General features: G+C 46.0%; 24 protein-coding genes. 15 read left to right on the forward strand and 9 right to left on the reverse strand.

The genetic code is table 11. From position 1 onward, the window contains the following. Nucleotides 1-150 precede the first annotated feature (150 nt). Entirely contained in the window at nt 151-1,110 is a 960-nt protein-coding gene (locus tag AC1HDP_RS09530; RefSeq protein WP_479638568.1) for a phage portal protein, read from the reverse strand. Nucleotides 1,111-1,120: 10 nt separating this feature from the next. After that, a complete protein-coding gene (locus AC1HDP_RS09535) occupies nt 1,121-2,869 on the reverse strand; it encodes a terminase large subunit domain-containing protein (RefSeq protein ID WP_479638569.1) in 1,749 nt (582 codons plus the stop codon). A 190-nt stretch (nt 2,870-3,059) separates the two neighbouring features. Here AC1HDP_RS09535 and AC1HDP_RS09540 point away from each other — a divergent pair, with 190 nt between their 5' ends. The 14 genes from AC1HDP_RS09540 (at nt 3,060) to AC1HDP_RS09605 (ending at nt 13,933) form a co-directional block, all read left to right on the forward strand. Further along, nucleotides 3,060-3,983 (forward strand): GPO family capsid scaffolding protein, encoded by a 924-nt coding sequence (locus AC1HDP_RS09540; RefSeq protein WP_479638570.1) that lies wholly within the window; start codon nt 3,060-3,062, stop codon nt 3,981-3,983. A 62-nt stretch (nt 3,984-4,045) separates the two neighbouring features. Then, nucleotides 4,046-5,080: a phage major capsid protein, P2 family gene (locus AC1HDP_RS09545; RefSeq protein ID WP_479637155.1), complete on the forward strand. Its 1,035-nt coding sequence runs from the start codon at nt 4,046-4,048 to the stop codon at nt 5,078-5,080. Between the two features lie 107 nt (nt 5,081-5,187). Then, the gene (locus tag AC1HDP_RS09550; protein ID WP_479637154.1) at nt 5,188-5,646 is read left to right on the forward strand and encodes a head completion/stabilization protein; all 459 of its coding nucleotides are present in this window, start codon (nt 5,188-5,190) and stop codon (nt 5,644-5,646) included. 2 nt (nt 5,647-5,648) lie between these two features. Further along, nucleotides 5,649-6,122 (forward strand): phage tail protein, encoded by a 474-nt coding sequence (locus AC1HDP_RS09555; RefSeq protein WP_479637153.1) that lies wholly within the window; start codon nt 5,649-5,651, stop codon nt 6,120-6,122. Further along, nucleotides 6,109-6,642 (forward strand): phage virion morphogenesis family protein, encoded by a 534-nt coding sequence (locus AC1HDP_RS09560; RefSeq protein WP_479639786.1) that lies wholly within the window; start codon nt 6,109-6,111, stop codon nt 6,640-6,642. Before AC1HDP_RS09555 ends, AC1HDP_RS09560 begins: the two co-directional genes overlap by 14 nt. Next, nucleotides 6,643-6,816 (forward strand): DUF2635 domain-containing protein, encoded by a 174-nt coding sequence (locus tag AC1HDP_RS09565; protein ID WP_479637152.1) that lies wholly within the window; start codon nt 6,643-6,645, stop codon nt 6,814-6,816. Between the two features lie 2 nt (nt 6,817-6,818). After that, a complete protein-coding gene (locus tag AC1HDP_RS09570) occupies nt 6,819-7,991 on the forward strand; it encodes a phage tail sheath subtilisin-like domain-containing protein (protein WP_479637151.1) in 1,173 nt (390 codons plus the stop codon). A gap of 14 nt (nt 7,992-8,005) precedes the next feature. Further along, complete coding sequence (locus AC1HDP_RS09575) at nt 8,006-8,371, forward strand: phage tail tube protein (protein ID WP_479637150.1); 366 nt, start codon at nt 8,006-8,008, stop codon at nt 8,369-8,371. A 9-nt stretch (nt 8,372-8,380) separates the two neighbouring features. Further along, nucleotides 8,381-9,181 carry a phage terminase small subunit gene (gene gpM / locus AC1HDP_RS09580; protein ID WP_479637149.1) on the forward strand — a complete coding sequence of 267 codons (801 nt, stop codon included), beginning with the start codon at nt 8,381-8,383 and terminating at the stop codon, nt 9,179-9,181. Continuing rightward, nucleotides 9,162-9,431 carry a phage tail assembly protein gene (locus tag AC1HDP_RS09585; protein WP_479637148.1) on the forward strand — a complete coding sequence of 90 codons (270 nt, stop codon included), beginning with the start codon at nt 9,162-9,164 and terminating at the stop codon, nt 9,429-9,431. The genes gpM and AC1HDP_RS09585 overlap by 20 nt, the downstream gene beginning before the upstream one ends. A 44-nt stretch (nt 9,432-9,475) precedes the next feature. Continuing rightward, a complete protein-coding gene (locus AC1HDP_RS09590) occupies nt 9,476-9,577 on the forward strand; it encodes a GpE family phage tail protein (protein ID WP_479638571.1) in 102 nt (33 codons plus the stop codon). Nucleotides 9,578-9,609: 32 nt separating this feature from the next. Then, nucleotides 9,610-11,730 carry a phage tail tape measure protein gene (locus AC1HDP_RS09595; protein ID WP_479638572.1) on the forward strand — a complete coding sequence of 707 codons (2,121 nt, stop codon included), beginning with the start codon at nt 9,610-9,612 and terminating at the stop codon, nt 11,728-11,730. Nucleotides 11,731-11,847: 117 nt separating this feature from the next. Further along, a complete protein-coding gene (locus AC1HDP_RS09600; protein WP_479638573.1) occupies nt 11,848-12,762 on the forward strand; it encodes a DNA cytosine methyltransferase in 915 nt (304 codons plus the stop codon). Between the two features lies 1 nt (nt 12,763). Further along, nucleotides 12,764-13,933, forward strand: a complete 1,170-nt coding sequence (locus tag AC1HDP_RS09605) for an HpaII family restriction endonuclease (RefSeq protein WP_479638574.1) — start codon at nt 12,764-12,766, stop codon at nt 13,931-13,933. 433 nt (nt 13,934-14,366) lie between these two features. On the opposite strand, the gene AC1HDP_RS09610 is transcribed toward AC1HDP_RS09605, so the two are convergent. Continuing rightward, a complete protein-coding gene (locus AC1HDP_RS09610; RefSeq protein WP_479638575.1) occupies nt 14,367-14,642 on the reverse strand; it encodes a hypothetical protein in 276 nt (91 codons plus the stop codon). Between the two features lie 440 nt (nt 14,643-15,082). Between AC1HDP_RS09610 and AC1HDP_RS09615 the strand changes: the two genes are divergently transcribed. Beyond that, the gene (locus AC1HDP_RS09615) at nt 15,083-16,111 is read left to right on the forward strand and encodes a DNA-methyltransferase (protein ID WP_479638576.1); all 1,029 of its coding nucleotides are present in this window, start codon (nt 15,083-15,085) and stop codon (nt 16,109-16,111) included. 160 nt (nt 16,112-16,271) lie between these two features. On the opposite strand, the gene AC1HDP_RS09620 is transcribed toward AC1HDP_RS09615, so the two are convergent. The 6 genes from AC1HDP_RS09620 to AC1HDP_RS09645 all read right to left on the reverse strand — a co-directional run bounded on the left by AC1HDP_RS09620 (nt 16,272) and on the right by AC1HDP_RS09645 (nt 22,862). Beyond that, nucleotides 16,272-17,207 (reverse strand): Dyp-type peroxidase, encoded by a 936-nt coding sequence (locus AC1HDP_RS09620; RefSeq protein ID WP_479639869.1) that lies wholly within the window; start codon nt 17,205-17,207, stop codon nt 16,272-16,274. Between the two features lie 251 nt (nt 17,208-17,458). Beyond that, complete coding sequence (locus tag AC1HDP_RS09625; RefSeq protein WP_479638577.1) at nt 17,459-18,541, reverse strand: ABC transporter ATP-binding protein; 1,083 nt, start codon at nt 18,539-18,541, stop codon at nt 17,459-17,461. After that, a complete protein-coding gene (locus AC1HDP_RS09630; protein WP_479638578.1) occupies nt 18,538-20,166 on the reverse strand; it encodes an ABC transporter permease in 1,629 nt (542 codons plus the stop codon). The genes AC1HDP_RS09625 and AC1HDP_RS09630 overlap by 4 nt, the downstream gene beginning before the upstream one ends. A 51-nt stretch (nt 20,167-20,217) precedes the next feature. Continuing rightward, on the reverse strand, nt 20,218-21,225 hold the full coding sequence (locus AC1HDP_RS09635; protein WP_479638579.1) for a Fe(3+) ABC transporter substrate-binding protein: 1,008 nt from the start codon (nt 21,223-21,225) through the stop codon (nt 20,218-20,220). Between the two features lie 292 nt (nt 21,226-21,517). Continuing rightward, entirely contained in the window at nt 21,518-22,117 is a 600-nt protein-coding gene (locus AC1HDP_RS09640) for a glutathione S-transferase N-terminal domain-containing protein (RefSeq protein ID WP_479638580.1), read from the reverse strand. 4 nt (nt 22,118-22,121) lie between these two features. After that, nucleotides 22,122-22,862, reverse strand: coding sequence for a ferredoxin--NADP reductase (locus AC1HDP_RS09645; protein ID WP_479638581.1), 741 nt, complete (start codon nt 22,860-22,862; stop codon nt 22,122-22,124). Nucleotides 22,863-22,893 lie beyond the last annotated feature (31 nt).

Genomic DNA, 22,893 nt, shown 5'->3' on the forward strand with positions numbered 1-22,893 from the left:
TTGCCCACCACTGCCAATCCCTGACAGCACAGCAACAGATGCGCACTTTCAGTGGAAAACCGCCGTCATTATCTTGTACCAGGAATGCCGCGCTAAACATCGAGCGTTGCTACAGGCGCTTAAGCCTTAATGCTTGCATTAGCCGGCACGTCATTTTAGGGGCTCTAGCCCCTCATAGCCTTTAATCGTGACAACCTCAGCACCCACGAAATCATTTAATTCAATCACAGACTCCAGCAGTGGCACCAGTTCGTTCTTATAGAAAATCCTGTCCACCTTGTTTAAGTCCCCATTACTGCTAAAGCCTTCTCGCACTATGCTCATTAGATCCAGTGGTATGCGGTGACTGGCTAACACGTCTGCCGTGGTGGTGTTCTTAATGGCCTGAAAGGCATCTTTCGCTTCCACTTGCCCAATGGGAGTAAGTTCAGGCTTTTTGCTGTCTTTACCTTTTCCGTTCACAAACAGATTTTTAAAGGCATCTTGTGTCGACAGTTTGTGCTTAATTTCTTTTTCTTGATCATCGCTGAGATTGGCGTCATTCATATACAGCAAATAACCTGCATGCGAGCCGTTGCGGTAATACTTGCGGCGAAATAAGGTCGCATCTTCATTTAGCCAGATAGAGCTTAAGGCACCTATGTATTGCGGTAATCCATACAGCTCTTGCGTTACGTCATATTCACTTAAATGGAAGACTTGCTCAGGGCGGTAATGCACTTGCCCCTCGTCGCTATATTCCCTGGGTTTATATGTGTATTCGTCCACTTTGGCTTTTCTGCGCATATACAGCGCCGGTAAGTGCTTAATCGCCACCACTTGCTGCAAGCCGTTGCGCACTATCTGCAAATAGCCATTACCAAAGGTTAAGTAATCCGTCATAAAGCGCCTAAAGTCGCGCTTTTTAAGTACGGTCGATAACGCCACAGCACTGCAAGCCATATTGCCTTTAACATACAGCGCTGAGCCATGCATGGGGTTAGCCCGCACTGCTTTAGCCAGTGTGTCCAGTGGGATAGGCGGCGCATACAGCCCATCAATCAGCGCCACTTCCATGTAACTTAAAATATCGGCGACCATGACGCTTTCAGGGGTATCAAAAGTGATCAATGCTAGTTCCTCACAAAAACGCGATTGTTGTTTCGTTGTCGTTCATTATGTCGATGGGTTCCCAGTGCAATACGTGCATGGCTGCCCAGGCTAAATCGGCATGCGAGCCTTTTTTGGTGCGCGCTGACACCATAGTGATTTGATTGCTGGCCTTAGTGGTGTGTTGGCGGATCATCAAAAATGAATGCACCACATCATCCCAGCTATCATCAAATTGCAGCCGCCCTGCGTTAATAATTTCACGCGCCTTGTACGCCATCATGCGTTTTACATCGGGGCTATAATCCACTTCTTTAAGGCTGGGGTAGAATTTGCGCACGAGTTCAGCCACTGCCGAGCCCACGCCGCCAGTGTCCATTTCTAAATGCACCACGTTGTATTTTTGGGTGACTGCTTCAATAGCCTTAGCTTGTTCTTCATAGCTTGAGCCTTTGAGCCTGACGCGCTCTAAAAATCGAAACACGCCGCCTTTTTTTGTGGGTTTTAAGGCAATAACAAGCCCCGCATCATCTGCGCCTTCCCCTTGGCCACCGCCTCTTGGGTCATAACCCACCAACACTTCCGCATCCCCTACGGGGCGCGGCGATTCAAAATCAACGTCTTTCCACTTGGCAGAATCTGTCTTACAGGCCAGTAGTTTATTGATACTAAAAAAGGATTCGGAATCATCCAGGAACACGCAGCGCAGCAAGTTATCAAAAATGCTTTTGATGGGGTATTTGCGGCGCAGCTTGTCCATGTTGAAAAAGGTGGCGCCGCCCTTAATGGCATCATCCACCGTGATGATTTGCCGAAAAATACCATCCGCGCCTAAGCTGCCTTTTTTCAGGGCTTTATGGCTAATATCAATGCCAAGCGCTTTTGGTCCTGTCCATTTCGGGTAGGCCTCATGCGCGGTCGATGATGGCGTAGATAGGTAGGTGGTTCTGAACTTGGCTTGAATTGACATGCCGCCTGCATAATCATCCAAACGCTGAAAGCTGGGGATCCAAAACACTTCGTCATAATACATGTGGCCGTTAAAGCCCTGACTGGTGTAGATGTTGGTTGACATGAAATGCAGCTCTGCGCCATTGCTGAGCGTGATACTGTCTTTGCCCTTAAGTTCCACCCCACCAATCTCAAGCGCGAACTTGCGAATGTAGTTTTTAAAAATTTCAGCTTGCTTGCGTGACGCCGAGATAAACACTTGGTTATCACCGTTCACCACCGCATCTTCAAACGCTTCAAATGAAAAGTAGTCACTCAAGCCAATTTGCCGCGACTTTAAATAAAAGCGCGTTTCATTGATGCTATCGTCCTGCTTTTGGGCGTGAATGGCTTTTTGGTAAGCAAAGTATTTCTTGTCGTAATACTCACGCAGCATTTCAGGGGTAATCCCTGAAATATCATTTTTAGTCTTGTTGGTTGGTCTGCCAATTGTCGCGCCACTGCGACCTTCACTTTGCTGAGTGTGGCGTTTTTTACGCTGCGCCGCTTCGTCCTGCTTGTGCTTTTGCTCAAGCAGCATTTCAAGCTCCCGCATTTGCTCCGCATGCTTTCTATCAATCCACAGCAAATACGCAATGCGCTGGCGCAGCATTAATTCAACGGGTGAATCATCGCGCATCTTTTTCCACGCGAATTTAGCGATCCATTGCTGAACAGTGCGCGCATTCACACCGAGTTCAGTCGCAATTTCTTTGGTGTCGTATTGACGTAAATACAGCCCCAGCGCCTGAGTTTGCGCGTGGGTGTAAATCGGTGTTTCAGTCTGCATACCGTCCTTTCATTCATCCTTTGGGCGCCAGCCATTAGCGCACTCGCGCCTTCAATGCTTTTAGTGTGCGACAGAAAGCGAAATCACTCAGTAATCCTTGTTTCTACAAAGGCTTATATAGAATGCGCGCCGCTGTAAAAGGTAGGGGTGAGTGGGTAAATTGAGATAACGACAATCAGAGGGAATACACATGTTTCAATCAGAGCCGGTTTGTATCTTGACGGCAGGCCCAACTATTGACGGTCGCAATATTGAGCAGAAAGCTATTGATGATATGGCAGAGTTGTACGACCCCAAGAAATACAACGCCCGCATTAATGCTGAGCATTCTTTTTGGAGTGAGAAGTACGGTTCAGTGCTGAGCCTTGAGGCGCGAGGCAGCGAACTATGGGCTGTCCTTAAGCCCAACTCCAAGATGTTGGCGTCGATAGAACGTGATCAACTTTTGCATACCTCCTGCGAAATTGAGCCGAATTACTGCAATACGGGCAAAAGCTATTTAACTGGCTTAGCACTGACGGATGAACCTGCATCACTGGGGACTACCCAAATACACCTATCTTCCAAGCGCGTGGGTGACGATGGCAAAGCCTTTTTATCTTCTGGCGCCACAATGGGCGGTCATGGCGAATTGGCAACAACGCACAAGCCTGCGACACCGCATAAGCCGGCAACCAACACGCCTGCGCTGGACGGTGAAGATAAAAGCCTATTTAAGCGGTTTGTGACTTTCCTGACTAGCCACCCTGATTTTACTGAGTCAGATGCTCATGAATCAAATAACCAAGAGGATGAACCCGTGGATAAAGAACTTAAAGAATTACTCTCAAAAAACAACGAACAAAACGCTGCTATCCAAACGAGCCTAAGCGCTTTAACTGGCGCCATTACTAAACTATCCGCTGTGCCACCTGTTGTGCTCACTACGCCGCCCGCTGATGGTGCTACTACTACTACGCCGCCAGAAGATGAAGCCACCGCCCTTGAAAAGCTCACCGCTCAAGTTGAGACGTTAAGCGCTGAATCGGCGGAAATGAAAACATTGCTCAGCAAGATCAATGATGGCGGTGACCGCACCCTTGCGGGCGGTGGTGAGCATGAATATTGGCTATAAGCCACACCCAGCACTAAGCGCACAACTCATTCATTAGTTTATATTTTTCAGAGCGAAATATTATGCAAGAAGCAACCAAAATTCAGCTAGCCAAGTACGTGCAGACTGTGGCAAAGCAACATGGCGTGGCGGATGCCACCGAAAAATTCAGCGTCACCCCTGCTGCCACGCAGCACATTGTGGCGAAACTGCGCGAAAGTAACTGGTTTTTAAGCCGCATCAACATTGTTCCAGTGAACAACCAAAAAGGCGAAGCCTTGGGGCTGGGAGTGTCAGGCATGATTGCCGGTCGCACCAATACCAAAGAGGGCGCCATTCGCAAAACTAAAAGCGTGTTTGATTTAACGCCTATGCCGTATTTATGCGAGCAAGTGAACTTTGATACTCACATTCGCTATAGCCAGTTGGATGCGTTCGCTCACCTGCCAAACTTTGCGCCCCTGATTGCTGCGCAAACCCGTGACCAGATTGCGGCCAACCAAATCACGATTGGCTTTTACGGTAAGGAGTGCGCCGCTGACACCAACGCCACTACCCACCCCAATGGTGAAGACGTGTGCAAAGGCTGGTTCCAAGCCATTCGTGAGCACAACCCAGGCGCCATGATGACCGAAGGCGCAACAACGGGTGAAATTCGCATTGGTGAAGGGGGTGATTACCTCAACCTTGACTTGGCCGTCATGAACGTTAAGGGATTACTGAGTGATGCTTGCGCTAACTCGCCAGACTTAGTGGCCATTATTGGTACGGATTTGCTGGCGTATGAAAAAGCCAAGTTCTATGCGGCGCAAGGCAACACACCTAGCGAAAAAGCCAAGATTGAAGACTTACAGGTCATTGGTACTTACGGCGGCTTACCTGCGGTCACAGTGCCAGGTTTTCCTGCCAGTGGCATTTTAGTCACTAGCTATAAGAACTTATCCATTTACATTCAAAACGGCTCAGTGCGCCGTGCTGTGGGCAAGAAAAACGATGAGCGCGACCAAGTAGAAAACTTTGAGTCCATGAACATGGCCTATGTGATTGAAGAGCTGGGCAAAGCCGCTGCCGTTGAATTTGATAACGTCAAACTCTTGATTGATGGCGCGTGGGTATAACCCGCCGCTAAACCGACTCCACCCCGTGTAGGCTCTCGATTGCGCTATCAAGAAAATGCGTTTCTTGTGACACGCTGCCGTTGAGCCTGCATTCCAAAGGATTATTTATGTCTCGTATGGCGTTTGTGGGTGATAAGAATGAAGTCTTTGATGGCCGCTTACCCGCGACCAATAGCTATCCCACCCTCAGTGTGGCTGAGTTTCAAGGGCTATTTCACTTCTTAAGCAATGAAACCGAAAACGGCATGTTGCACCGCCTAGGTTTAGCGCGCATCACAGTGCATCAAGAGTTAGCCGCCGCCATTGCCAAACATGATTCACTGGATGCGTTATCACTGCACTGGTTTGGCGATTCTGCCGCTGGGATAGCGCTGTACAAGCAAGCGGTATTTTCACTGGCCGCGCACAACGTCATTGGCAACAAACTCAGCACAGACGCGACCGCCGAAGCCGCCGACAGGCAAGAGGCACTGCAGAGCAAAGCCGAACATTGTCTGGTGCAATATCGCCAAGCCGTGGACTTATTGCTTAACGGCAAGCCCATGTACACCTTTGAGGTTGTCTAACCATGAAAGCACTGCAAAGCCTGACTGAATTGTTTACCCAGTCCATTGTTGACCCTAAGAACCTTGAAGTGTGGGCGGAGGACGGAAGCCTAGAGTGCGCTCAAGGGCTCACCATTGATGGCTTTGATATTAGTTACCTGGTGCACGTGAACATGACTGATGTGAACGTGCAGCCACACATTTTGATGATGCACTTAGTGAACTGGCTTAATCAGTTTGATGTTGACCGCTCAAGCAAGGGGCTAGAGTCGCCATCATTTGCCACGCAGCGACTGGATAACGGCAATTTTGACCTGTACTTAAAAATCCCAATGCGCGAAGCCTATTCCCTCAGTGAGAACCCTGCGGGCATTTGGCAGCAAGGCAGCACCCGCTTTGAATGTATGAGTGACTTTGCGCTAGCGGCCATTGAGTCAGAGCTGCCGCCCCTTGAGTTTGTTGGCGTGATTGGGGGGCTGTGTGATGGAGCTTTATAGCCCCAAGCCATTAACTGACATGCTGGAAGGTGCTGCGCTTTCGCCCACTCAAAAAATAGCACTTAACCGCATGCTGGCCAACCATCCTCGCAAGTTCTTTCGTGGTCAAATTCGCCAGCAGCGAGATATAGATGGCGCGCCCTATCAGCCGCGCTCAACCAAGCTACGAACGCGCAACCGTTTAGCGCAAAAAGAAGCGATTAACACCAACAGTTCACGAAACATGTTGGCGGGATTAAGTCGCTCATTAAGAACCCAAGCAGATGCTGTGGGGTTTGAAGTTGGCCTGACAGGCATTGCCGCCAAGATTGGCCGCGAGCACAACGACGGCGCCACCTTGTCATTTGCCACTCGCGTAAAAGGTTTTTATGACACCCGCACCAATAAGTGGGGCGGCGGTCGCCTACAAAAACGAAATTACCGCATGGCCAAGCGAACCTTTATCGGTTGGACGCCAACCCTTGAGCGTGAACTCATGAGCATGATGCGCGCTGAATTACTTAAGAATGTGGAGGATTAAATGTCTGTATTCAACATTAAACCGACCAGTAAAACCTTACTGGTACGCGACCCAATCACCCGCGCACCATTGGCGCAAAAAGGGGAAACCAAACCGCGCAGCAGTTATTGGTTGCGCCGCATCATGGATGGCTCTGTGGTCATGATGAATGATAAGAACAAGCAAGGGGAATAACCGTGAGTATTAGCTTTAGTGAAGTACCCAGCAATGCCCGTGTACCAGGTGTGTACATTGAAATTGATAACAGCTTAGCCAATAGCGCCGAGCAGCAGCAATCCATACTGGTGATTGGCAACGCGCTACCCGCTGGCTCAACGAAACCCAATAACGCTGAACAAACAGCGCCCACTACACCGGCTAATAAAGTCGTCTTGTGCATGAATGAAGACACCGCCATTGAGCAATTTGGCGCAGGCTCTGACATTGCCAAAATGATGCGCTACTTAGATAAGCAGCAAGTCACGCTGCCGATTTACGCCATTAGCGTGGCGGGTGATGACATTGCGATGGCATTGGCCGCGCTAGGTGACACGCAATATCACCATATTATTTGCGCGCTCAACGATGACACTACTATTCGTGATTTAGGTGAATTTTTAGAGGCGCGTTATAGCGCATTAGAAATGATCCCCGGCATTGCCTATATCCCCAAAAAAGGAAGCCATGCTGAGCTTGTCACCTTTGGCAATAAATCCAATTGCCCTTTAATCAACATCTTGTCGATTAATGCGCTGTGCGACTCAAATAACGTCCTACTTGCCGATAGCGAAGCTGTGGCAGCGTGGGCAGGCCAAATTGCGAAATCACTGGCAAATGACCCGTGTCGCCCACTGCAAACCTTGGGGCTTAATGGCGTGTACTCAATGGCGGCCAGTGAGTTTGATTGGACTGAGCGCAACCTGCTACTGCATGAAGGCATGAGCACGTACACCGTGACCGCGACCGGCGCGGTGCAAGTGGAGCGCGCTGTTACTGCCTACACCGAAAATGCCGCTGGCGTGAGTGATGACAGTTACCTCGATGTTATGACACCAGCAACGGCCATGTACTTTCGTGAAAAGCAGCGTTCATTGATTTTAAGCCGCTACGGTCGCCACAAATTGGCCGCTGATGGCACGAGCTTTGCGCAAGGGCAAGCCATTGCCACCCCAACCATGGTCAAGGGTGAATTGCTGGCGCTGTACCGCACCTTAGAGTATGCGGGCATAGTGCAGGATTTTGACGGCTACAAAAAGAGCCTCATTGTCACACTCGATAAGAACAACAAAACTCGCCTCAACTATCAAGACAGCCCGCAGTTCGTCAACGGTCTGATTATTGTTGCTGGCAAAATTCAATTTCGTAAATAGCAACGGAGTAAGCAATGAGCACAAAAATAACTAGCCGTGGCTTTTTAGATGCAGGCTCCCTTGGGCGCCTACCTACCAAAGACGGCGGCACCTTGTCTTTTGGCGGTGTTACCCGCGAGCCTGTTTATGGTGATGCTGGAGTGCTGGGGCATTCTGAATCGTTCAGCACTGCGCCAAGCATTAAAGTGACCATAGTCCATGCTGCAAGCACTGATGAAACCGCTATTGCTAACTTTGTAGGGGAAAACCTCACCCTTAACTTAAACAGCGGCAAAAGTTACACCCTAATGAATGCCTGGGTAAGTAACCCGCTAGAGCTGGCGGTTAAAGACGGCCAGCTTGAAGTTACGTTTATCGGTACCGAACTCATTCCACAATAAGGGATAGCCATGCAGACGTTACTTAAAAAACGCCAGGCACGAGCTGCCGTGAAAGCTGCGTTAGTTGCTGCGGCTAATGCAACACCAGCGGCAGCGCCTTTTGCCTTAGGTGAAACCACCGAAGAAAGCGCACCGCAAGGCAGTGAAGTGAGCACAGGAAAAAGCGCAAGCAACACAGCAACCAATCTGCCTATCCATAACCCACTGAAAGGTAAGTCATGGAGTGATATTCAGTACATGCTGGAGGTTGACTTAGAGCTGGTGCGCACACTGGCAGGCTTTGATGAAAAAAACGCCTTTAGAGCGGAGCTGATTAAGAAGTACCAAGCCACCGCGCAAGAGCTATTAGCGACCAAAAAGAGCTTTGAAGGACTGGATTTATTGTGGTGGTACTTCTTGTGGCAAGTGGACTGCGGCCAACTTGAGCAAGTGCATGATGACTTTAAGGCCGCGGTCGAGCGTGGACTTAGCACCCCGAGGCGCTGGAACACCAACGGCCAAACCGCCTTTTGTGACATCGTGTTTAAACATGCTCATGCGGCGCGCATTGAAAAGCGCAAATTTAACCGCATTAACTTAGTGCAATTGGTGGCGGATATTTCTCATGGCAAGTTTGCCATTAATTCGGCGCTGAAAGTGAAAATGTACCGCCTTGTGGGGGATTTGATGCTGGAAGATGGCCGAAAGCAAGAAGCGCTAATCCTATTTAAAGCCGTGATGACCATCGACCCTAATCGCGGCGGGCGTAAAACCCTGGTGCAAGAGCTAACTGAAGAACTTGGTGACATTGATGACTCAAAAAACAGTTAACGTAACCCTAGCCAAGCCGTTTGAGAAGGCGGGCGCCATGATTGACACGATTGAGCTGCGTAAACCGTGCGCTGGCGACTTGCGCGGCCTAACCTTGGTCGATGTTGTGCAAATGGACTTTGCGGCCTGTGGCACCCTGTTAACGCGCATTAGCTGCCTGAATGAGCGCGACTTGCTTAACCTTGATGTTGAGAACTTAACGCCACTACTGTTGCAGATTGCCAGTTTTTTCGTCAACACGAACAAATAGCGCATCAACTCAATCATGTAGAGGACTTTTATGCCGACCTTGCGGTGGTATTTCACTGGCCACCCAGTGAGATTGATAAATTAAGTTTCGATGATTTGATTTTGTTTCGTGAATTGGCGCGAGTTCGCCACCAAAGGGAGGGCTAACGCTCTCCCTTTTTTTATAAGGAATAATTACCATGAAAATGAACCTCTCAGTGGTCATGGGGTTGATTGATAAAGTTAGCGCCCCACTTAAAGCCATCACTAGCGAATCCAATCACCACACAAGAAAAATCAAAGAGATGCAGCAAGCGCAATCAGATACCGGCGCCGCGCTGCACATGATTGACTCGCACCGGCTAATCAATAAAGAAATGGAGAAAAACACCTTAAGCCTGAATGAAGCCAAGGACAAGTTAGCCGAACTGCAAGCCAAAGAAGATGCCAGCGCCAAGAAAAAACAGGCGCTCAATGATGCTATCACTGAGCAAACCGAGCAATTAGCCAGGCAAACAGAGCAGCTCGCCAAACTCAAGGCTGGGACTGAAAACTCCACCGCCGCTAGCAGTAAGCTTAACGCTAAAATTATCGCCCAATCAAAAGCACTTGAAGCGCTAAAGGCGAATGCGGCCGCAGCCAACAAGCCTAATCACGCCCTCACTATGGCGATATTTAGACAAACTGAGCGAGTCGATAAGCTTACCCAAGCCAGTGATGACCACGCGCTACGACTTAAGCAAAACAGCAAGGGCATGAAAAAAGCAGGCATTGATGCCAGCCAGCTTGATAGTGAATATGCGCGATTAACAGAACGCTTTGATAAACACGGTAAAGCGGTGGATAAAGTCAGCAAGCGTTATGACACGCTGAAAAAGTACGGCGCGCCCCTCAAAAAGATGAATAACGCCATCAAACTGCCCTCAATGGAAGCCGTCAAAGGCGGCGCGGCCATTGGCGCAGGAGCGCTGGCATCGGTTGCCGCTTATGGCGCCATCATTAACGATACCGCTAACCAGGTAAAGCAGTTATCCCTTGCCGCTAAAGATGTTGATATGCCCGTAGAACAACTGCAAGCCCTGCGCCTACAGGCACAAATGGCTGGGGCAGAAGTTGATGACATGGATGCCGCCATTAAAGAAATGAGCTTGCGCTGGGGTGAAATGAAAAGCCTAGGCACAGGTGCCATGAATGACTATTTCAAAGACACCGGCAACAGGCAGGCTTATAACGACCTTAAGAACGCAAAAGACGTCATGGCCGCTTACGAGGTCATCGTTCGTGAAATTGCCAAAGAAACTGATGTGGCTAAGCAAAACTTTATGGCGGACGAGTTCTTTGGTGGTGACAGTGAGAAAATGCTGTCAGTGCTTAAAGGCGGTGTTGATGGCCTGAACAAAGCTAAGCAAGAGCTGCGCGACACAGGCGGTCCTACTGATGAAAGCTCAATCACTGCCGCCAGTGATTTTAGTGCGGGACTTAAAAAGCTACTGCGCATCATGGACTCGCTCAAGGTCAGCGCGCTAACCCCAGTAATGAAAGAGCTATCAGTGGTATTTAGCGACCTAGCTGAAAACATGAAAAACATGGACTGGCGCAATGATGCCATAGTGCAGCTTAGGGAAACCGTAAGCAGCGTGTTTACCGTGTTTAAATCCCTGGGCGGCGGCATTCTCTTTTTGAGTGAAAACTTCAAAGAAATTATCGCCACCATTGCGCTGGTAAAACTGGGATTTGTCGCACTTAATGTCGCTATGTACGCCAACCCTATCGGCTTAATCGTGACAGGTATTGCGGCAGCAGTTGTTGCCGTGACATACCTTATTGATAAGTTCGTGGGGCTGGGCTACATCATGGACTCAGTAAAAAACCTTTTTAGCTGGGGAAGTGATGCAGACGAACCTATCAATCAAATAAATGAGATATCCAGCAAAATGGATGAACTCAACGGCAAACGCGCAAAACTGGATATAACCACCAATGAAGCAATTAACACCAAGAGCATCCACCTATTTGAACGCGCCGGCACAGACCCGACACTAAGCCAGCTTAACGACCTGCAAGCAATGGCGCAGCAACTAGAGATTAGAAAACCGAACGCGCAAGACACAGCAGCCAACCACAAAAGCAGCAATGAACCAGAACTTGCCAGGCTTAGCCCAATGAAACCTATTGCCCCACTGATGAACTATGCGGTGCAAAGCCAATCTGAAGTGGCGCTAACCATTAAATCAGACAAGCCCGTGATTGTGGATAAGGTGAAAAGCGACAAAGGCACTAGCCTTAATGTCGATGTTGGCAGCATGGCAATGAGTTATTGAAATCAAACCTATACTAAGATAGCTAATTGGATACCGCAGAAGCAACCTGCATTGCCTTGCTATCAAATCGTATCTAAGTGTGCTATAAAGCTGAGCTATTTTTTTATGAGTTGAAACATGAAGTTTATTGATCTTTTTGCTGGTATTGGTGGTTTTCATTTAGCTTTTCATGAGTTAGGGCATGAATGTGTTTTTGCTTCAGAAATAGATAAAAATGCACGGATTACTTATGAAGCAAATCTATCACCGCTATCTCCTAAGCTATTTAAGTCTGGAATGTATAATGATGACATTCGAAAAATAACTACACCAGCAACTCAAATCCCTGATTTTGATATTCTTTGTGCTGGCTTTCCATGTCAGCCCTTTAGCCAAGCTGGTTTCAAAAAAGGGTTTGATGAAGACAAAGATGATAGAGGCAATATGTTTTTTAACATTTGCTCCATTATTGAAAGTAAGCGTCCAAAAGCTTTTTTTCTTGAGAATGTTAGGCATCTTTTAAAGCATGATAATGGGCAAACATTTAATATCATTAAAGACTATTTAGAAACTCGTCTCGGTTATACATTTGATTATAAAGTGGTTAAAGCATCTGATCATGGTTTACCACAACATAGACCTAGAGTTTTTATTGTCGGCTTTCGAAAAGATCTAGCTGAAATGCCTCCCTTTAAATTCCCTGAACCAGAACCATTACAGTTGACTATGTCAGATATTTGGGGTGGCGAATGTCCAAAAAAAATTGGATACACATTAAGAGTTGGTGGTAAAGGTTCTGGCTTACATGACCGACGTAACTGGGATACCTACCTTGTAGATGGTGTTGAAAGAAGACTAACTCCAATTCAAGGGGTCAAAATGATGGGGTTCCCATCAGATTTTAAATTTCCAGTTTCAACAACACAAGCAATGAAACAACTAGGTAATAGTGTTGCAGTTAATGCCATCAAAGCGACAGCTCAGAGCATTACATCTTATTTAGAAGATAATTCAAGTTTATTTAATCAGCATAATCAATCGAATGCAGGGTAAAATGCCAAAACCTAATCAATGTAAAAATGCTGGCGAATGGGCTGAATTTTACGTTTTGCTAAATGTGTTGTCAGAAGGCAGATTATATGCTGCCGACGGTGATCTAAATAAACTTGCTCAGAATTACTTTCCGGTAATTAACATCGAAATGCAAAAAAATGGTCAACCTAAAGACCAGCCTGTACGTATTAATTATCACATTGATACAAGCAAAAAAACTATTAGGGTTTCAACTGATGGCAATGACTCCGAAATAAAGATGTCAGAACTCAAAGAAGAAGCTGATAAATTTTTTAGAATTATTTCTAATAAAAAAAGTAAAGGGTCTTTTCCAGTTCCAGAAATATCAAATATTCTAAGTAAATTACACGACCCAACAACAAAACAATCTTCGGCTCAAAAAGCTGATATCCATATTGTTATCCATGACATAATGACGGGCGCTGAAAATGAAGTTGGTTTTAGTATAAAATCACAACATAGCAGCCCAGCATCATTAATTAACGCATCTGGCCAAACTCTTTTTCAATATAAAATAGCCTGCAAAACAAACACTAACGTTGCAGACATGCAGAAATCGTTAGCTCCAATTACCACTACTGATGATGGTGCGGAATTAAAGGTTGGACCGAAAGAAAGAATTAACAAACTTATCGAAGCAGGTTTTGACTTAAAATTTAAAACAGTAAAAAGTATTTATTTTAGAGAAAATTTACAGCTTATAGATTCAACAATGGATATTTTTTTAGCCGAATGCTTATTCGTGTTTATGCAAAATAAAATATCTGGATTAAAAGAAATTGTAGATGTGGTTTCTGAACGCAATCCATGTAACTTTGAAACGAGCTGTCCTAAAAGACGATTAGATTTTTATCAATATAAAATGAAGAGACTTATTGTTGACGCAGCTCTCGGTATGCAACCTAAAAAAGCATGGACAGGAGTTTATGATGCTTCAGGTGGTTACATTATTGTAAAATCGAAGGGAGATGTAGTCTGTTACCATTTATACAATTGGAACGCCTTACAAGACTACCTATTTAAAAACCTCAAATTTGAAACTCCAACATCAACGGGTCGTGGTAGTAAAGCTTCATTCAATTATGGGTTGTATTACAATGAAAACAATGTTCACTATTTGGATATCTGTCTTCAACTTAGGTTTAAGTGATCTATTTCGCAATAACTACCAAAACATTAATGGTATTGAAAACACTCAAGCTGAATAGAGTTAGAAAACTAACTATCCAAATTGTCTTGAGCCATTAAAGCATCTCAAACAAATAAGATCAGAATTTGTTAGATAAAAAACCGCCAATGAAGGCGGTTTTTTATTGTGTGCTAACAGTTGTGGTCGATGTGTGGACAATGTTTTTTGCAATCCCTTATGCATCAAGGGTTTCAGGCTATACTCTCACGAACCTAATGTTGAATTGTAAACATAACAAACGCTTTAAGACGGATTCGCAACGCGTAACATTTTTATCATGCGCTATTTTTAGTGCTTAAGATCGTGTGCGGAAACAATGTATTGCTCACAAATTAAGCGGCATTATTCTTAGGGGGAAGGGATAGTTGAATTACCCCTTAATTCAAAAGGTACATTATTGGTTATTTATGAAATCGCGAACTCCATGAGTGTAACCAAGTGCAAATGCTTGATGAACGCTTTTGTGACGACCATCAATATTGGCTTGACTGCTGCCTAAATTATCAATATCTAAAACTATATTCTCTTTTAGAACAATACCTTGTTCATAGCCTGAATTATAAGCACATTGGCAGCATTTGTGACGTCCATGATGATGCATTTGATGACCTTCAAGAGTCGTAAGTGTATCTTCATCAATAATTCTTAAGTGTTGATTATTACAAGGCATTATTTTTCCTATCCATGAATTAGTTTTTATGATTATCCCTTAAATGCACTGATATTTGTACAAATATAAATCAATTGATGAAAATGAAATGGCATACTCGGGTAGCTGGAGATATCTAGCCTCCAGCCTTCTTGTTGCATCCAAAGCGGGAAGGTTGACCACTACAGTCCTAGATTGATTTGCGTCAGCGACTAAACAACCCGATCTCATACCGTATTTTCCTTCTTAACAACAATATTTTATAGTGCTGGCGCTATAAAAAAACTGCTAAACTGTGTTTTTATACAGCATACAGAGATTGTGCATGAAATCAGTACATTGCTCTCGATGTAACAAAAAACTGTGTTATATCGAATATGGCCGTATCAACATAAAATGCCCACGTTGCAAATTTATTACTGACCAGAACACCCCGAGTGTCCACGCTGGAAATTACAGTAATGCCAAAGAAATTAACGATTCTCAACAGTGATTGCTTAACAGCATTAAAGACTTTATCTGATAATAGCATTGACCTTATTGTTACCGACCCGCCTTACTACAAAGTAAAGCGAGATGCTTGGGATAACCAATGGGCTACTCAAGCAGAATTTTTGTCCTGGCTTGATAATGTGGCCTTAGAATTATGGCGTGTATTAAAACCATCAGGAACTTTGTACTTGTTCTGTAGCTCTCGCCTTGGCGCAGAAACTGAGATGCTGCTTAAGCAACGCTTTGACGTACTAAGCCATATCATATGGACAAAGCCAAGTGGCCCTTGGAATCGTACTTGCAAAGAAGCTCTACGCACATTTTTCCCCGCAACAGAGCGAGTTATCATGTGTGGCCACTATGGCTCTGAAGGTTTCGCTAAAGGTGCATCGAATTATCAAGCAAAGTGCCAGGACTTAAAAACCAAAGTCTTTGCTCCTCTTATAAATTACTTCAAAGATGCTAAAGAGCGACTGAACGTACCAGCTAAAGAGATCAATAAGGTGACAGGCACTCAAATGTCCTCACATTGGTTTAGTTGTTCACAGTGGAAATTACCATCTAAAGAGCAATATAAACAACTGCAGGCACTGTTTAGACAGTATGAACACCCAGCGCTTGAGGTTTCTCACGAGGAGTTATCCGGTCAATTTACTGCGTTAAATGATGACTACTTGACGTTGGTTCGTCAGCATGATGATTTAAAAGAAGAATATCATCGACTTAAAAGGCCGTTCAGTGTAACTAAAGAAGTGCCGTTTACTGATGTCTGGTCATTTGCTGCCGTTCAGTATTATCCTGGCAAGCACCCATGCGAAAAGCCAGCACCAATGCTTGAGCATATTATTAAGGCAAGCAGTCGAGAAAACGATGTTGTGCTGGATTGTTTCATGGGTAGTGGTTCAACAGGTAAAGCGGCGTTAAAATTAGGGCGCAGGTTCATAGGGATTGAAATGGATAGTGATATTTTCAATCAAACAGCGTCAAATATTCGCTAGAAAGAAAAACCGCCAATGAAGGCGGTTTTTTATTGTGTCCTAACAGTTGTGGTCGATGTGTGGACAATGTTTTTTGCAATCCCTTATGCATCAAGGGTTCCAAGCGATACTCTCACGCACCTAATGGTGCGTTTTTAGTCTCTAAAACATCAGTCTAGGTTCAATCAAGATCTCTTAGCATGAAATCTAATGACGGCGCGAAGAACGCTGAACCTGTGACTGCACGGGTAAAGTGCAGTAAGTGATCGTGATGCCCGTGACCGTCACCATGGATCATGCTACGCAGCATCAATTCAAAGTGACTTGGATTACAGCACACAGAAATAAACATCAAACCTTGGTTAGTCATTGAGCCATAAGGCATGCTTTGGCGTAAAATTTCTAAACTATTACCGTCAGCATCTTTCAGATTAACCCGTTTAATATGGCTAGTTAATGGCTTATCAGCACTGGCATATTCAATATTATCTTGCTTAGTGCGACCAATAATATCTTCTTGTTTTTTAATCGCTAAGCGCTGCCATTTAGGCAACATATGCGCATATTTCTGCACATGAATATAACTGCCACCTTTAAATTCGCTATCATTTGCACCCACTAAAGCCACTTGCTGTCTGTGCTGACCTTTAGGGTTTTCTGTGCCATCGACAAAGCCGGTTAAGTCACGGCTATCTTGATATCTAAAGCCGCGCTCTTCATCACTAATGTTCACTAGCCCATCTAACATTTGGCAGCATTCGTTAGCAATTTGATGCAGTACATCGTAGCGATCGCAGCGTAAATGCACGAACAAATCATATTCAACCGCAGGCGCTTCAGTATGAGTGGTGCTCATCGCTGGAAATGGTGCTAATTGGGCAGGACGAGCTAAGGGATACAAGCTATCCCAGTAATTGGCTCCTATGGCAACAAAGCCATTAAAGGCGCAATCACTATGAGTATCTGAACTTTCAAACAGATGCTGCGCCACTGAAGCTAAGCTTGCTTTTAACGCGGGCTCAGCGCCCTCTTTGGCATTAAGCATCAAATAAATGCTATGCAGATTTCCTTCGGCACAAATCCCAAGCTGCTCACGAGGCATAAGCTGGTTATCCATGGTCATTGCATTCCTATCAAAGTTACTTTTTTATTATTATCAATAACTTTGACTATGCACGCAGTATAAAGATCAAACTAGCCGAGAAAAGTGTGAACTCTGGCACACACCATCATTTACCCTTGATCATCTTTTAGGCGTTCACACTGAGATGAGTCTGCTCCTTTCCATCTCAGCGCTGCCTATCAGTTCAAACTAACATCTGCGATGCAATAACTGCAAGTGCCTAAAAAATGACAAGTTGATCTGTTTTACACTACCGCACTTTCAAAAACCACTAATGGATGAACTAATACGCTGATATCGACCTGCTCTCCACATTGAAATTCTTGCTGACTACGCGCTATCAGTAACTCGCCATTCCAGTGCAAACGGTATTCACAGCCATAGCCTAAAAACTGGCGCGATACTATGTGCGCGGCGCCATTGGGGTTGGGCTGCAAACCAATATATTCAGGGCGCAATAATAAACGCCCCTTAACCCCAATAGCCTGAGTTAAGGCTTCAGGGCTTGAAACCTTACCTAAGGCGGTCATCACATCGTGAGTCGATATGACCTTAGCATCGAGATAATTGGCCGCGCCCAGATAATCAGCCACATACTGACTTGCTGGCCGCGCATACAGGGTCTCAGCCTTGCCTTGCTGCAAAATTTTACCTGAGCTTAAAATCGCTAATTGATCTGCAAAAACAAAGGCTTCTTCTTTACTGTGGGTCACGAAAATGGCACTGACTTGCCGCGCTTTTAAAATATCGCGCATTTCCATCATAAGCGCGTGGCGCACCTGTGCATCAATATTCGAAAACGGCTCATCAAGTAATAATAAGCTTGGCTCATACGCTAAGGCGCGAGCGATGGCGACTCTTTGCTGCTGCCCGCCCGATAATTGATGCGGATATCTATGGCCTAAACCGTCAAGCCTGACTAAAGCAAGCATCTCTTCAGTCACTTGCCTTTGCTCACGGGCAGACTTAGCTTTTAGGCCAAAGACTATATTTTGCGCCACAGTTAAGTGCGGGAATAACGCATAATCTTGAAATATCATGCCCATGCCGCGCCTTTCAGCGGGCACAAAGACATCGTTATTACATAAGGTTTTGCCTGCTAACACTAAAGTGCCAGCGCTTATCGGTTGCAGTCCAGCAATGGCGCGCAGCAAGGTAGTTTTACCGCAGCCACTTGGGCCCAATAACGCGAGGATTTGCCCACGTTCTAAGCTAAACCCTAATTGATTTAATACCTTATGGCCTTGATATGCGCAGCTTAAGTCACTGACTGTCAGCGCTAACTCTTCTTTAAGAGGAAAATGCAGTGGCGGCGGCAAGCTGGTCATTGTTGCTCCATGGAACGATTCAATAAAAATAACGGCAATAAACCTACTAACACAATCACGACTGCCCCTAAGGCTGCATGCTCTAACTGTTCATCAGAGACATACTGAAACACATACGTGGCTAAATTCTCATAACCTATGGGTCGCAGCAATAAGGCGGCAGGCAACTCTTTCATGCTTTCAATAAAGACTAATAACATAGCCACCACAGCGCCTTTTTTCAGCAAAGGTAAGTGTACTTGGGCAAATAAGCGCCAAGGTTGGCTACCCATAGTTAACGCCGCCATATCCAAGCTTGGACTAATGCGCTTATAACTGCCCTCTATACTCCCAATGGCTATGGCCGCAAAACGAATGCAAAACGCCAGTACTAAGGCGACTAACGAGCCAGTTAACAGTAATCCTGGTTCAGGCAGTCCCAAAAAATGCATACCATCGTTGATAGCAAAATCAAGCCAAGTCAAAGGGATTAACACAGCAATGGCCAGCACAGTGCCAGGTAAGGCGTAACCCAGAGTGCATAAACGCGCTGGCATAGTATCAAGCTTACGCGGGCTTACCCGTGAGACAAACTGTAAGAACAAGGCGAACAACAAACACAACACACTCACCACAGCCGCTAACCCTAAGCTGTTAAGACTGTATTGCCAAAAATTGCTATGCCAACTAACCGCGAAATAGTGAATGCTGTAGGAAATGAGTACCGCCATGGGGATAGCAAATGCCAGCAGCAATAATAGCAAGCAGTAGGCTGTGACTAGCCAAGCTTGCCAGCGTGCTAAGGGCAACAATTCAATGGCAGCAACCTGCCCTGATTTTTGAAATAACTGCTGTTTTCGCCGAGCAAAGCGCTCACTGCCTACTAATAGCAGCACTAACATGAGGATCATCAAGGACAAACGCGCCGCGGTTGTCATGCTGCCATAGCCAAGCCAAGCATCATACACACCAGTGGTTAAGGTCGGGACGGCAAAGTAGCTCACAGTGGCAAAGTCAGCCGCGGTTTCCATGGCAACCAATGCCACGCCGACCGCTAAAGCGGGGCGAGCAAGCGGCAAGGAGATTCGCCAAAACACTTGCCATGAACTCGCGCCCATCACTTTGGCCGCCTGCGGCAAATGCACAGATTGCTCCATAAAGGCAGCGCGCCCGAGCAAGTAAATATACGGGAATAACACCAATGCCAGCATAACCGCGGCGCCACTTAACGAGCGCACTTGCCAAAAGGAATAATCATGACTAGTTTGCCAACCAAGTACGGAGCGTAAGGTGCGTTGCACTGGGCCTGCGTAATCCAGCAAGTCAGTGTAGACATAAGCCACTATGTAGGCGGGCATAGATAAGGGCAGCAATAACGCCCACTGCAACCATGAGCGTCCAGGGAAATCACAGCGGGCAACCCAAAAGGCAGCTGGCAAAGCCAATAGCAAGGCGCCAACCGCCACGAGGCCGACTAAGAGTAAGGTATTAACTATGTATTGGGATAAGACGGTATCGCGCAAATGAGTAAACACATCAGCGCTTGGCAGTAAGGCTTGAAACACCAAAGCTGCCAAGGGCGATGCAATAATAACAACTATCAATAAGGCGCTGAATGACCAGCGCCGTGACAAGGTAAGGATCATGAATCTTCCGAATACAACTGAAAAATCAGACGATTAAGCATTTTCAGCAATTTACAAATCAAATTTCACTTCATCAAGCAGCTTAACCGCGGCGCTATGGTTATCGGCCAGCGCTTGAATAGGTAAATGATCTTCTTTGAATTTACCCCACGAGGCGACCATAGCTGATGCTGGTACTTGTGGATTGACTGGGTACTCGAAATTGACCTCGGCATATTTAGTTTGAGCTTCATTAGAGGCTAAATATTCCATCAATTTAAGGGTCGATGCTTGATGAGGCGCATGCTTAGTCATAGCCATACCCGAGACATTAATATGAGCGCCGCGAGAAGATTGGTTAGGAAAATTAATCACCACAGATTCAGCCCAAGCTTGCTGCTCTGGGTCCATCATCATGCTGCCTAAGTAGTAACTGTTACCTATGGCAATATCACATAAACCTTCTTTAACCGCTTTTACCTGCGCTCTATCGTTACCTTGTGGGCGCTGGGCTAAGTTCGCTTTAAAGCCTTCTAACCATGCGCGAGTTTGGGCCTCACCATGATGGGACAACATAGAGGCAACTAAGGCAATGTTGTAAGGGTGCTTGCCACTGCGGGTACAGATTTTGCCTTTAAATTGCGGTGAGGCTAAGTCTTCATAAGAAACATCAATGGCGCCAAGGCGCTCTTTCGATGAATAAATGTTACGTACGCGCTTAGTGAGGGAAAACCATAAGTCATCGCGAGAGCGAAATTGTTCAGGAATGGCAGCGCTCAGGCTATCACTCGCGACGGGTTGCACTAAATCTAATTCAACCAATTCCATTAAACGTGAGAAATCAGACGTTAACACTAGATCGGCAGGAGATAATCGGCCTTCGCGCTTAATGCGCTCTGCGATACCATCTTTGGCAAATACCACATCAACCTTAATCCCTGTTTTAGCAGTAAAGTCTTTCAAAATAGGTTCAATTAAAAACGGCTGACGATAGGAATAGACTGTCACGCTATCAGGGGCTGCCATCAGGGGCGCAGAGATAGTAGCCATAGCCAACACGAGTCCAGATAGTAATCTCATTATGTACAACTCCTGTGCAAGATGGTAAGTGTTAACGCGCACGCTAATGATAATGGTTATCAATATCGCGAATACTAAACCAAAGTATAACAAGTTGCAATCACATAGCATGGGGATTAATAAAGGATTTTTAACATCCACTAACCCACTCGGTTACCGCCTTATTAAGCGTCGTTATTAGGGAATAACAGCTAACCACCCAAAGAGGGATATTCCTTGTGTGAGCAGATATTAGCTTACACCAGAGTGATATCAGCGAGCGCTAAGGGGCAGACTAGCGCTCGCTACACAGTTAACTTGGGCGTGAGCTTAAAAATACTGCAGAATCCATCAGCCCTTGGTGCCACTTAGCTACCGCCGGCACTACCTTGTACCAAGCTAAGTTACTGTGGCGAAAATCCAGATAATCAAGCAAACACACCAAAGCAATCCGCTCCGCATTGAGGGAATTGCTAGCAATAATGCCTGATCTTTCGATTTCTCGCAGGCCGCGCAGTAAGCTTTGCTCATAGCGCCCGCGCCAGAAATCAGACGACAGGCCTTCAGCCGCGCGCATTTGCTCTTGCCTTAACGCCACCGCCGCATCAAGTAATCCTTTCACTAACGAGAACTGACATTGACGCTGCCAATCGTGACCCGGCTCAGGGAATAAACTTGCGTGCGGGGAAAGGCTATCTAAATATCTGGCAATCACTTCGCTATCAAATAACGAGCTGCCGTCACTTAATAGTAAGCACGGGATCTTACCCAGAGGATTGGCTTCTAATAAACGTTGGCTATTATCAAACGGATTAACCATCTCGGTTTGGATAGCAGTAAGCTCTAAGACTTCGGCCATGACTCTGACCATGCGAGCGTAGGGTGATGTTTGAGAATAAAGTAAAGTAATCATGATCCTACCAATATTTTTCTAAGGTGATATTGCCTGGCGCACGCCGTAAATTTTTGGTTAACCCCAAAGACTGCAAATAGATATCTGCCTCTTTTACCATCTCGGGATTACCGCATAACATGACTTGTGAATCTGCAGCATTCAATGTCAGCCCGGTTTGAGCTTCAATCTCGCCAGCGATTAACCCTTGGGTAATACGACAAGATAGACCGCCGGCAAAGGGTTCACGGGTTACGCTAATCACTAACCTAAACTGCTGCGGATACGCCTGCTCTAGTGCCCTAAGCTCAGCTAAATAAGCGAGATCGTCCACTTGGCGCACCCCAAAAACTAGCACCACCTTGTCAAATCGCTGCCAAGGCTCAGCTGTTAACATCATAGAGATAAATGGGCCGACCGCAGTACCTGTGGCAATTAACCATAAATGCTTAAAGCCGTTAGGCACTTCGTTTAAGGTCAAAAAGCCGGCGGCACTGACCGTCATCTCTATCTCATCCCCTGCAACTAATGATTGCAGATGAGTCGATAATTCGCCGCCATTAACGGCAACCGCGAGGATTTCACAGTAATCTCGCCCGGGCGGATTGACCAGCGAATAAGCCCGAGCAATACGTTTATCATCTCGCATTATGCTGAGTTTAATAAATTGCCCAGCGATAAAATCCGTTACTCCTGCGCTTACTTTCAGAGAAAATAGCCGGCTATTCCAGTCTCGCCGTTCAAGCACTTTCGCCTTGACCCACATATCAGCCCCTATAAGCCTATGATGATTCAGC

The organism is Shewanella sp. ISS20 (assembly GCF_056522965.1).